The sequence below is a fragment of the Exiguobacterium sp. s16 genome, assembly GCF_018618115.1.
In the GTDB taxonomy this organism is placed as follows: Bacteria; Bacillota; Bacilli; order Exiguobacteriales; family Exiguobacteriaceae; genus Exiguobacterium; species Exiguobacterium mexicanum_A.
The window spans coordinates 104685-116776 of sequence record NZ_JACSLM010000004.1 but is presented as its reverse complement, the minus strand read 5'-3'; the positions used below and the strand labels follow the sequence as shown (position 1 = coordinate 116776).

The window sequence follows — 12092 nt, the reverse complement described above, 5'->3', positions numbered from 1 at the left end:
TCACCCCCAGTGGATGTCGCGAGCGGCTTTTCGGACCGGGTTGTGCGTGTACTCCACGATCCGTCCCGAGTTCATTTTGATGACGTCATCGGCCATCTCACTGATGCCCGTGTTGTGCGTGATGACGACGACCGTCTTGTTGTACGTCTCGTTCAAGCGCTCGAGCAGTTCGAGCACCCGTTTTGAATTGTTTTCATCGAGCGAGCCCGTCGGTTCGTCGCAGAAGATGATGGACGGATTTTTGGCGAGACTCCGGGCGACCGAGACGCGTTGTTGCTCGCCGCCCGATAATTGGTACGGGTATTTGTCACGGGCAGCCGCTAACCCGACTTGATCCAACAACTCTTCGATTGGGAGCGGGTCGGTCGATAAATCGGCCCCGATTTGAACGTTCTCGTAGACGGTCAAGTTTTGGAGTAGATTATATTGTTGAAAGATGAAGCCGAGATGGTCGCGTCGAAACGCTGTCATCTGCTCGGACGATAAGTCCGTCAAGACGGTGTCACCGAACGTGATCGTCCCGGACGTCACCGTGTCGAGGCCACTGATGACGTTCAACAGCGTACTCTTGCCGCTCCCGCTCGGGCCGAGGATGACGACGAAGGCCCCGTCATTGATCGTCAAATCGATGTCTTTCAACGCCGCGGTCTCGACATCCCCGGTCTTATAGATTTTATTGACGTGCTGAATGTGAATCATACCGATTCCTCCTTTGTCCGATGTTATCTTTTACCCGTTTCGAGCACATCGCGGACGGGAATATGTGAAACTTCATAGGATTTCAATTTTGAAAAAATAGTGAAACCGCTTCACCTGTGATAAAATAATATTACCAGGTACTAATTCAGATTGAAGGAGAGCTAACACATGAAAATTGCTTATATTACGGACAGCACGGTCGTCCTTCCTGATTCGATTCAACACCACCCGGACATCCATATCGTTCCGCTCTATGTCGTCAAAGGCGACCAGCCGTATAAAGACGGGGTCGAGGTCGATGCCAAGACTGTGTACGAATGGATCGACGCAGGTGAACGCGTCTCGACGAGCCAACCGGCCATCGGCGACTTCGTCACTTTGTATGAGAGCATCAAAGATCAATATGATATGGGCATCGCCGTCCACTTGTCGTCGGACTTGAGCGGGACGTATTCGGCATCGGTTCAAGGTGCAGAGATCGCCGAGTTCAAACTGCTCGCTATCGACTCACGGGCCGGCATCTACACGATGGGGCTCATGCTTGAAGAGTTGATTGAACGCGTCGAGCGTGGGGATACGCTCGAGGACGTCGAAGCGTATATGAAACAACGAGTCGAGGACGTCCACATCGAATTGATTTTGCAAAACTTGACGCAAATGCAAAAAGGCGGCCGTATCTCGAAGTCGAAAGCGCTCATCGGGAATATGTTGCAATTGAAGCCGGTGCTTCGCTTCGAAGACGGTCTTATCGTTCCGTATCAAACGGTTCGGACGTATAAGAAGGCGCAAGCCCAGTTGTTCGAAGCGCTCCGTCAAGTCATCGATTCGGGTGAATGCACGGACGTCTCGATTTTCCACGGGAACGTGCCAGAACTGGCCGAGTCGTGGAAACGTGAGCTCGGCGACAAAGCCAAAATTCGGGTCGACACACTCGCACCGCTCCTTGGGGCCCACACGGGGTCAGGCTCGATCGGTTTTTCGTTCTTAAAAGCAAAGTGATGACAGGATCGTGACGTGAGTCGCGATCTTTTTTCATTGTCACAACTTTCAAACAACGGCTGGAATCTTCCACCAAAACCCTTCATACTATGTAGGAATGATAAAGAAAAGGGGGGAGACGATGCGATTTCGGAAGTACCTCATCAGAAGCTGGTTCTCGTGGTCGCTCGTCTTCATGGGAATCCTCGCCTACATGTGGCTCGGCATCGGTACGTTTGATTGGTCGTTATTTTGGTTCATCTTCACGCTCGGCGCCCTGTTCGTCATGAACCCGCTCAAGCGGCGGCACCTTCACTTTACGTTCCATGAGATGTTCGTCTTCATGACGTTCTTCTTGTACGGCCTGTTGCCGGCCTTGTTGATGGGACAGCTCCTCTTACTCACGTTTCAAGCCCGGACGTTCACGAACAAAGTCGGACGTCGGCGTTTTTTGCATTTCTATCCGCTCAATACGTTGATCGAGGCGATGCTCCTCGTCTTGCCGGGGCTCGTCTATTTGCGGCTCGGCGGACAGATTGGACCGAACGTTCATCTGCTCGAACAAGGTACGGCGCTGATTGGGTTCTTTGCCGTCTTGTTCCTCGTCCTCGGTTTCAGTTTCCTGCTATCGCGGTTCTTGATTGGGGAACGGATCCCGCTCCCGATCATGTGGCGTTTGCTCCGTTTTGACTGGCTCGTCATCTCGCTCGAGCTGTTGTTCACGATGGTCGCCATCGAGGCGTTCCAACTGTTCGGATACACGGGGCTGATGGCGACGTTCCTCATCCTGTCGCTCCTCAAGATGGGATTATCGAAAGCGACGGAGACCGAAGAGACGCAGTCGAAGATCGATCAAGTCGAACGGTTGAAAGAGCAACTGTACCGCGTCGACAACGAGCAACTGCTCATCGAGAAGTTTTGGAACGGGCTCCGGGAAGTCGTCGAGCTCGAGCGCGGCTGGCTCCAAGTCAATCGGGACGGGCACCGGACGTTTTATGATATCAGCGGCCGTACGTCCACCCCCGTCGCCGACGCCTACACACTCGAACGGCACCGCGACGCGGAAGAACCATACTTTGTGTATGATTCGCTTCATGAGTGGCATCCCGACCTGCAGGCACATCAAACCGAGCTCCATCATTCGGCACTCGTCATCCAACCGGTGTCGAGCACGACGAACGCGGTCAGCTGTATGATCTCGACGACGGCGAACGGGGCTTACGACGGGGCGATCGCCGTCGAGCTCCATCGCCTGTTGAAGACACTGTCCTGGTCGCTCGAACGGATCGACGAACGGAACCGTCTCCAACATGAAAGTTTGACCGATCCGATGACGGGTCTCCCGAACCAGCGGGCGCTCAAGCGATGGGCGAAAGAGCGGTTGAACGATGTCGCATCGTATCCGTTGTCGGTGTTCTTGGTCGACCTCGATCATTTCAAGGCGATCAACGACACGTACGGTCACGCGTTCGGCGATGAGGTGTTGATCGAGGCTGGGACGTTGTTCACGCGTCTCATCCGAAGCGGGGATCTCGTCACGCGTTACGGCGGCGAAGAGTTCGTTTTCGTCTTCCCACGCATGGATGAGGCTGCTGCCATCGTGACGGGGGAGAAGATTCGCCAAGCGCTCCGCACTCATCCGTTCGGCTCGGAAGGAATTCGCGTCCAGGTGACGGCGAGCATCGGCATCGAGACGATTCACGAGTATGAGGACCTCGACACGTTGCTGCGTCACGCAGACCGGGCCATGTACGTCGGTGCGAAATTCAACGGCCGTGACCGTGTCGCCCATTATCGCGACACGTCGACGGAACGGATTCAATGATGAAGGAGAACACCGGCTCATCGGTGTTCTCCTTTTTTGTCTGATCAACATGAACGATGCTTGGGCCGATGCCCTCCGTTCCTGGGGCGATGCGGATGCCTCCGCAGCGCGTGCCGCGCTTTACGGGGTCATCCTTGCATCGCTCTCCCCTAGGAGTTCGGGCACCGGCCTAGGCGCCGTTGAACGAATGTTAAATCGAATTCGATTCGCTCGTCCCTCGGCGCCCCGACTCTTGCAGGACAGCAATCCGACGGAGACCCAGCAGCGTAAGCGATGCGGCTCCGGGATTGCCTGCAGAAAGCGTGGGCGCCGAAAGGACGAGCGACAACGGTACACCTACAAAATAAAGGAGGACACCGGATACCCGGCGTCCTCCTTATGAATGAAAGATTATAATTTCTGATTGAAGATTTCTGACTCGACCGCGTGAATCGCAGCCGACCACGAGCCGTAACGATGAAGGATGGCTTTCGTGGATGGTTTGTTGTTCCGTTTTGCCCATTCGCGATACGCCTCGAAGGAAAGAGAGAAGCCCATCTCGTGAATCGCTTCACGGAGTGCGTTCGAGAGCTCGGATTTGGAATAGGTCACACTCGCTTCAAGTCCGGCCTCGGCACAGGCGTCATGCCACGAGCCGAACGTCTTGACGATATGGTAATGGCTCGGTGCTTTCGGATGAAGCTTGCGCCATTCCTGATATTTTTTGAGCGTGATAATCGATCCCATGTCACGCGAGTAGAGGGCGAGCGTCTCGATGATATCTTCGCGCGTGTACTTCGGCATTTTATCCGGGAGGTCGACGGTCGCCTCTCCATGCCATTCGTAGCCGGCGATGGCGAGCGCCTCGGCCCATGACCCGAACTGTCGGATAATCGACTCGGGAGATGGCCAGCTTTGTTCCATCGCGAAGCGACGATACACAGAGCGACGTGGACGTTCCTTCAACAAGTCGCCGAGTAGACGGATACAGTGAATCATCCTCTGCTGCTCGGTGGACAAGTGGTGGGATTTAGTGGATAGCGTTTGACTCAATGATGGTTCCTCCTTCCATGGACTCATATCTGAACCGACAAAGATGACGAAGTTGCTTCTACAATCATACTATCGGCCAGTTTTTACAATTTATAAGTGCATTCTTCAAGTTTTTTTAAACCGATTTTATAAACCGATAGGTCTAAAGCCCTGGTTACACTTTGAAAAAATGGTAACAGTTCTATTACAAATTTAATATTAAATGGGTTCAATTGTAAACAAAAAGTTTTATGATGGCGTAAATGTCATATTCTGTACGAAAAAGTACCCAACTGGCCAATGGGGTCATCACCGTTGCACCAGTTGAGTACTCTTCTATAATAAATTTAATTTTCAGACTAATCAATGAAAGTTTTGAAAATAACGAATTTTTTTTGAAAGGCTGGTCAGTGGAATAGGCGGTCTGCTAAAATAATGGAATTGATGTAAAAAAGAAAAGAGGATATTACGATATGACAATATGGTTGTTCTACTTACTGCTCGGTTTGATTCAAGGCTTCACGGAGCCGATCCCGATTTCGTCAAGCGGTCACTTGGTCATCTTCCAAGAGCTGTTCGATATCGAACTGCCGGGACTCTCGTTCGAGATATTCGTGAACTTTGCCTCGCTGCTCGCCGTCTTGACGATTTATCGGAAAGACGTCGTCCGTCTCGTCGTCAGTCTGTGGACGTTCTTATTTAAGAAAGATCGCAGCGACGAGACGATGATTGATGTTAAGTTCATCGGGCTCTTGCTCGTCGCGACCGTCCCGGCTGGTTTGCTCGGTGTCTTGTTCGGTGATTGGATCGGGGAGACGCTCGGTGGAGTCGCCACGGTCGGCTACACGCTCATCTTGACTGGGCTCGCGCTCTGGTTCATCCGCAACATGCGCGGGAACAAAGGGGACGGCGGCATCACGCTCCGCGACGCGATTTTGATTGGACTTGCTCAAGCGGTCGCACTCATTCCAGGGATCAGCCGCTCCGGCGCCACAATCGTCATGGCGATGCTCCTCGGCATCAAACAAGAGTCGGCGCTCCGTTTCTCGTTCTTCCTCTTCATCCCGGTCAGTCTCGGGACGATGATTTTAGATGGGCCCGCCTTGTTCACGAATCCGGAAACGCGTGAACTGTTCGGACCGCTCATCTTGGCGTTCATCGCCTCGTATGCGCTCACGGCCATCTCGCTCAAATGGTTCCAACACATCATGGCGAAAGGCGAGCTCAAGTATTTCTCGTTCTATTGCTGGATCGTCGGTCTCCTCGTCGTCCTATTCTTGGCATGATTCTGAAGGCGCTGCTCACTCGAGCGGTGCCTTTTTGCGCATTTCGTTTTGCCATCGATTTATTTTTGCGCTAAAGTGGAATCGTACAAACAAATATTCCTTCGGGGTCGGGTGAAAGTCCCAACCGGCGGTGATGGGCGCGAGCCTTAAGTCCGTGACCCGGGCGCATGTGTGCGAACGGTGGATCTAGTGCGATTCTAGAGCCGACAGTATAGTCTGGATGGGAGAAGGAAACAGAACAGGTCCACGCGACCTGTAGTTCGTCGTACGTTTTTCTGTAAAGAAAACGCTTATTTGGTTTGCCCAAATGACGACCGACACCTCCCACCGAGACCTTGAGGATCATTCCTTGAGGTCTTTTTGTTTGTGCGAAACAAGGAGGGAGATTATGAATCAGTACATGCAACAAGCCATCCAATTGGCCAAGTCCGCCTCATCGACCGGCATCAACCCGCGCGTCGGCGCCGTCGTCGTCAAAGACGGCCGGGTCGTCGGGTTCGGCGCTCATCTGAAAGCCGGGGAAGCGCATGCCGAGGTGCATGCCATCCGCATGGCCGGCGCTGCCGCCTACGGTGCGACGATGTACGTCACGCTCGAACCGTGCTCGCATCACGGCAAGACGCCGCCGTGTGCCGACCTGCTCGTTGAGTCCGGGATTAAGCGTGCCGTCATCGCGATGGAAGACCCGAATCCGCTCGTCTCAGGGCGCGGCATCGCTCGGTTGAAAGCGGCCGGGATTGACGTCGAGGTCGGGCTACTCGAAAAAGAGGCGCGGGCGCTCAATGCGGCGTTCTTGCGTTCACTCGAGACGAAGCGGCCATACGTCATCTTGAAGACGGCGACGAGCCTCGACGGCAAAGTCGCGCTCGATCACGGTGACAGCAAGTGGGTGACCGGGACAGCAGCCAGACGGGACGTCCATGAACTGCGTGCGACGGTCGACGCCGTTTTGACCGGTGTCGGCACCGTCCTCGCCGATGACCCAGGCTTGACCGTTCGGCTCGACCGCGAGACGACACAACCGCTCCGAATCGTGCTCGACCGTGAGTTGCGTACGCCGCTCTCGAGCCAGCTCGTCCGGACGGCAAACGACGTACCGGTGCTTCTGTACACGACGTCGGATGACCAAACAAAACGTGACGCGCTGGCAGCGAATGGCGTCGAAATTGCCGACTATACGTCGCTCGAAGCTGTCCTGCAAGACGTCTACGCACGCGGCATCGGTCGTATGCTCGTCGAAGCGGGACCGACACTCGTCACTTCACTCTTGGACGGACAGTTCGTCGACGAGTGGGTCATGTACCAGTCGCCACGCGTATTCGGCGGCAAGGGCGGTTTTTACCGTTCGCATCATGATGGGCCGCTCGATGCGGTCGAACGGTATGAGGTTCAATCGGTCGAGACGGTCGGCACCGACATCAAACTGATCATGCGAAAGGAGGAGTCCGATGTTCACGGGAATCGTTGAAGAGATTGGCAGTGTCAAGGCAGTGAAACGGAACGGTCCGTCACTTCGGCTCACGCTGAGCGGGAAGGTCGTCCTCGAGGACGTGAAGCTCGGTGACAGCATCTCCGTCAACGGCATCTGTCTCACGGTGACGACGTTCGACCGTGACAGTTTCTCGGTCGATGTCATGCCGGAGACGCTCAAAGCGTCGAGTCTCGACGGGGTCCGCCCCGGCACGAACGTCAACTTGGAGCGGGCCATGCCCACGAACGGACGCTTCGGCGGCCATTTCGTCTCGGGTCACGTCGACGGGGTCGGGCGCATCGTGAAAAAACGGGCGCTCGCGAACGCCGTCTATGTCGACATCAGCTGTGAGCCGTCGCTCCTCCGCTATATCGTCCCAAAAGGTTCGATTTCGGTCGACGGGACGAGCTTGACGGTATTTGATGTCACCGAACGCGGGTTCACGTTGTCGCTCATCCCGCATACGTACAGTGAGACGGTACTCGGGATGAAACAGGCAGGAGACGCGGTCAATTTGGAATGTGACATGTTGGCTAAATATATGGAAAAACTCGTAAGTCAAAAACCGATGACGCTTGAATCTCTGGCGTCGCAAGGGTATGGAAAGGCGGGATGGTAATGTTCCACACGATTGAAGAAGCAGTCGAAGATTTGAAGATGGGACGACCGATTATCGTCGTCGACGATGAGGACCGTGAGAACGAAGGAGACTTCGTCGTGCTCGCGGATAAAATGACCGCAGAGACGATGAACTTCCTCATCACGGAAGGGAAAGGGCTCGTCTGCGCCTCCCTGGCCGAAGAAGTGGCCGTTCGACTCGATTTGCAGCCAATGGTCGCAAACAGCACCGATCCACACGGGACGGCGTTCACGGTCAGCGTCGATCACGTCGATTCGACGACGGGCATCTCGGCGAGCGAACGGGCCCATACGGTTCGCGAACTCGCGAACATCAACGCCCGTCCGGCTGATTTCCAACGTCCGGGACATATTTTCCCGCTCATCGCCAAAAAAGGAGGCGTCTCGGTACGACGCGGACATACAGAAGCGTCGGTCGACTTGGCGCGCCTCGCCGGAAGTGAACCGGTCGCCGTCATCTGTGAAATCATCCGCCCGGACGGCGAGATGGCCCGGGTGCCGGACCTTGAACGCGTCGCGGAAGCGCATGGTTTAAAGTTCATCACGATCGAGGCGCTCGTCCGCTATATGGAGACGGACCTCGTCAGTCGAGAGGCGGACGTCTCGCTCCCCTCGGTGAAAGGGGACTTCCGATTGATCGGGTATCGGAACGTCCTCGACCGGGAAGAACACGTCGCACTCCTAAAAGGTGAGCTCGAACACGCACCGCTCGTCCGTATCCATTCCGAGTGTCTGACCGGCGACGTGTTCGGCTCATATCGTTGCGACTGCGGGCCACAACTCGATACAGCGATGGAGAAAGTGGAAGCCGAAGGTGGTGTCATCTTGTATATGAGACAAGAAGGGCGCGGCATCGGTCTGCTCAACAAGTTGAAGGCGTACGAACTACAAGAACAAGGGCTAGATACGGTCGAGGCGAACGTTGCGCTCGGTCTGCACGCCGATTTACGCGATTACCGGGTCAGCGCGGCGATGCTTCGTGACCTCGGGATCACGAACGTCCGGCTCATGACGAACAACCCAGAAAAAGTCGACGCCTTGGAAGCGTGCGGGATCACGGTCATCGAACGTGTCCCGATTATCGTCGGCGCCCATGCGGCGAACGAGAAATATCGAATGACGAAACAACAAAAAATGAACCATTTTGGAGGAGAAGAATCATGATGCATACATTTGAAGGAAACTTGGTCGGAAAAGGCTTGAAAGTCGGAATCGTCGTCGGACGGTTCAATGATCTCATCACGATGCGCTTGCTGGACGGTGCGAAAGACGCGCTCAAGCGCCACGGCGTCGAACAAGACGATGTCGAACTCGCGTTCGTCCCGGGCGCTTTCGAACTCCCGCTCGTCGCCAAAAAGATGGCGATGAGCAAGAAATATGATGCCGTCATCACGCTCGGGGCGGTCATCCGCGGCGCGACGCCGCACTTCGACTACGTCTGCAGCGAAGCGGCGAAAGGTGTCGCCCAAGCAAGTTATCAGTCAGAAGTACCGGTCATCTTCGGCGTCTTGACGACCGAGACGATCGAGCAGGCCATCGAACGCGCCGGCACGAAAGCCGGGAACAAAGGTTGGGAAGCGGCAACGGCGGCCATCGAGATGGCGAACTTGATGCGCGCGTTTTAATAGGATGGAGGAGAGCGAAACGGCTCTCCTCTTTTTTTGTCGTTAGCAACGCGTGTGTCCCGGGAAAAGAATAAGGTGAAAAGGGGGCGACGGTGATGTGGGAATGGGTGGCTCAACTGAGCCCGGCCATGCAGGCGCTGCTCGGAACGATGTTCACGTGGGGGATGACCGCGCTTGGGGCGGCCATCGTCTTTATGACGAAGTCGATCAACGCGCGGTTGATGGACAGTATGCTCGGGTTTGCCGGCGGGGTCATGATTGCCGCTAGTTTTTGGTCACTCCTTGCGCCAGCCATTGAGATGGCGGAGCAAGACGCGATGCCGGCTTGGTTGCCGGCCACCGTCGGCTTTTTAGCGGGCGGTCTGTTTTTGGCGGTCGTCGATAAACTGATCCCGCACGTGCATCCGACATCTCCGATTGAGGACGCGGAAGGTATCCGCCCGCAAAAACGAAAGCGGAGCACGTTGCTCGTCTTGGCGATCACGCTGCACAACATTCCGGAAGGACTGGCCGTCGGCGTCGCCTTCGGGGCGGTCGCGGCCGATTTCCCGTCCGCTTCGCTGACGGGTGCCATCGCGTTGGCCATCGGGATCGGCATTCAAAACTTTCCGGAAGGTGCCGCCGTGTCGCTCCCGCTCAGACGAGACGGGCTCTCCCGGCGCCGAAGTTTTTTCTACGGTCAGTTATCGGGCATGGTCGAACCGGCGGCTGCCTTGGTCGGTGTCTGGGCCGTGCTCGTCATGGAGCCGCTGTTGCCGTTCGCGCTCAGCTTTGCCGCCGGGGCGATGATTTTCGTCGTCGTCGAAGAGGTCATCCCTGGGTCGCAAGAGAACGGGCATAAAGATATGGCATCGATGGCATTGATGCTCGGCTTCACGATCATGATGATTTTAGACGTGGCGCTCGGATGAGGGCATGACAAAAGGAGCGCTGACGGTTGCGTCGGCGCTCCTTCAGCCCGGCTCAAATGAGCCGGGCTGATGGATTAAAACGTCTCAGACGTCGTTTTTGCTTGCATGTGGAGTTGGATATAATCCGGTCCGCCTGCTTTTGAGTCTGTGCCTGACATGTTGAACCCGCCGAACGGCTGATAGCCGACGATGGCGCCTGTGCAGCCACGGTTGAAATACAAGTTGCCGACGTGGAAGTTCTGACGCGCGTACTCTTGGTTTGAGCGGTCACGCGTGAGGACGGCACCCGTCAAGCCGTATTCCGTGTTGTTGGCGATGTCGATCGCTTCTTTGAAATCTTTCGCTTTCGTGAAGGCGACGATCGGTCCAAAGATCTCTTCTTGCATGAGACGTGCTTTCGGTGCGACGTCGGCGACGACCGTCGGCTCGACGAAGTAGCCTGTCGAGTCGTCAGCTTTTCCGCCGGCGACGATCTTGCCTTCTTCTTTGGCGACGTCGAAGTATGACGTGATCTTCTTGAACGCGGCCGCATCGATGACCGGTCCCATGAAGTGTTCGTTCTGCTCCGTGTTGCCGACCGAGAGTTCGTTCGTCAATTCGACGACGCGATCGAGCACCGTGTCATACACGCTGTCGACGATGACGGCACGTGAACAAGCCGAACATTTTTGACCTGAGAAACCGAATGCCGATTTGACGATCGATTGGGCCGCGAGTTCGAGGTCCGCTGATTCGTCGACGACGATCGTGTCTTTTCCGCCCATCTCAGCGATGACACGTTTGAGCCAGATTTGGCCGTCGTTCAATTTCGAGGCGCGCTCGTTGATGCGCAAGCCCACGTCACGTGAACCTGTGAAGCTGATGAAGCGTGTCTTCGGATGGTCGACGAGGTAGTCACCGACTTCAGCGCCTGGTCCCGGGATGAAGTTGAGGACACCTTTCGGCAAGCCTGCTTCTTCCATGACCTCGACGAATTTCGCAGCGACGATCGGTGTCGTCGAAGCTGGTTTCAAGAGGATCGTGTTACCGGCGACGATGGCCGCGACGGCCGTCCCTGCCATGATCGCGAACGGGAAGTTCCAAGGGCTGATGACGATCCCGACCCCGAGTGGGATGTAGTCATAGCGGTTGTATTCGCCCGGACGGCTCTCGACTTTTTTACCTGGTTTGAGTTCGAGCATTTGACGTGCGTAGTACTCCATGAAGTCGATCGCTTCCGCTGTATCCGCGTCTGCTTCGTTCCACGGCTTGCCTGCCTCTTTGACGAGGTAGGCCGAGAACTCGTGCTTGCGCTTGCGGACGATGTTCGCCGCTTTGAACAAGACGTCGGCACGGACGGCCGGGTCGACGTGACGCCATGAGTCGAACGCAGTGAGCGCTTCTTGCATCGCACGCTCCGCGAGCTCTTGGTTCGCTTTCGAGACGTGTCCGATGACTTCTTCTTTGTTAGCTGGGTTGTAAGACGTGATTTTGCTTTCCGTCGTAACTTTTTCCCCACCGATTACGAGCGGATAGTCTTTCCCGAGCTCACCGTTCACTTTCTCGATTGCCGCTTGGATGGCTGCGGCGTTCTCTTTGTTTGTAAAGTCTGTGAATGGTTCATGTTTGTATGGAATCATTCTCGTTCCCCCTTAAAAAGTGATCAAG

At 55.5% G+C, this 12092-nt stretch carries 11 protein-coding genes and 1 riboswitch; of the genes, 8 read left to right on the top strand and 3 right to left on the bottom strand.

The window, feature by feature from the left end:
- Positions 1-699: an ABC transporter ATP-binding protein gene (locus tag KNP86_RS09505; protein WP_214754014.1), complete on the bottom strand. Its 699-nt coding sequence runs from the start codon at positions 697-699 to the stop codon at positions 1-3.
- A gap of 168 nt (positions 700-867) precedes the next feature.
- Between KNP86_RS09505 and KNP86_RS09500 the strand changes: the two genes are divergently transcribed.
- Both KNP86_RS09500 and KNP86_RS09495 read left to right on the top strand, forming a co-directional pair.
- Complete coding sequence (locus KNP86_RS09500; protein WP_214754012.1) at positions 868-1698, top strand: DegV family protein; 831 nt, start codon at positions 868-870, stop codon at positions 1696-1698.
- A 121-nt stretch (positions 1699-1819) separates the two neighbouring features.
- Positions 1820-3502, top strand: coding sequence for a GGDEF domain-containing protein (locus KNP86_RS09495; protein WP_214754010.1), 1683 nt, complete (start codon positions 1820-1822; stop codon positions 3500-3502).
- A gap of 390 nt (positions 3503-3892) precedes the next feature.
- Here the strand turns inward: KNP86_RS09495 and KNP86_RS09490 are convergent, their stop codons facing one another.
- A complete protein-coding gene (locus KNP86_RS09490; protein ID WP_233004553.1) occupies positions 3893-4534 on the bottom strand; it encodes a homing endonuclease associated repeat-containing protein in 642 nt (213 codons plus the stop codon).
- 452 nt (positions 4535-4986) lie between these two features.
- Here KNP86_RS09490 and KNP86_RS09485 point away from each other — a divergent pair, with 452 nt between their 5' ends.
- The 6 genes from KNP86_RS09485 (at position 4987) to KNP86_RS09460 (ending at position 10445) form a co-directional block, all read left to right on the top strand.
- Positions 4987-5799 (top strand): undecaprenyl-diphosphate phosphatase, encoded by an 813-nt coding sequence (locus tag KNP86_RS09485; RefSeq protein ID WP_034778775.1) that lies wholly within the window; start codon positions 4987-4989, stop codon positions 5797-5799.
- A gap of 93 nt (positions 5800-5892) precedes the next feature.
- A riboswitch (FMN riboswitch) is annotated at positions 5893-6035 on the top strand.
- A gap of 152 nt (positions 6036-6187) precedes the next feature.
- The gene (gene ribD / locus KNP86_RS09480) at positions 6188-7267 is read left to right on the top strand and encodes a bifunctional diaminohydroxyphosphoribosylaminopyrimidine deaminase/5-amino-6-(5-phosphoribosylamino)uracil reductase RibD (protein ID WP_214754008.1); all 1080 of its coding nucleotides are present in this window, start codon (positions 6188-6190) and stop codon (positions 7265-7267) included.
- The gene (gene ribE / locus KNP86_RS09475) at positions 7248-7889 is read left to right on the top strand and encodes a riboflavin synthase (protein ID WP_214754006.1); all 642 of its coding nucleotides are present in this window, start codon (positions 7248-7250) and stop codon (positions 7887-7889) included. Before ribD ends, ribE begins: the two co-directional genes overlap by 20 nt.
- Positions 7889-9073 carry a 3,4-dihydroxy-2-butanone-4-phosphate synthase gene (gene ribB, locus KNP86_RS09470; RefSeq protein ID WP_214754004.1) on the top strand — a complete coding sequence of 395 codons (1185 nt, stop codon included), beginning with the start codon at positions 7889-7891 and terminating at the stop codon, positions 9071-9073. Before ribE ends, ribB begins: the two co-directional genes overlap by 1 nt.
- Positions 9070-9534 (top strand): 6,7-dimethyl-8-ribityllumazine synthase, encoded by a 465-nt coding sequence (gene ribH / locus KNP86_RS09465; RefSeq protein WP_285222545.1) that lies wholly within the window; start codon positions 9070-9072, stop codon positions 9532-9534. Before ribB ends, ribH begins: the two co-directional genes overlap by 4 nt.
- A gap of 95 nt (positions 9535-9629) precedes the next feature.
- On the top strand, positions 9630-10445 hold the full coding sequence (locus tag KNP86_RS09460) for a ZIP family metal transporter (protein WP_214754002.1): 816 nt from the start codon (positions 9630-9632) through the stop codon (positions 10443-10445).
- Positions 10446-10519: 74 nt separating this feature from the next.
- On the opposite strand, the gene pruA is transcribed toward KNP86_RS09460, so the two are convergent.
- Entirely contained in the window at positions 10520-12064 is a 1545-nt protein-coding gene (pruA, locus tag KNP86_RS09455; protein WP_034778762.1) for an L-glutamate gamma-semialdehyde dehydrogenase, read from the bottom strand.
- Between the last annotated feature and the right edge of the window lie 28 nt (positions 12065-12092).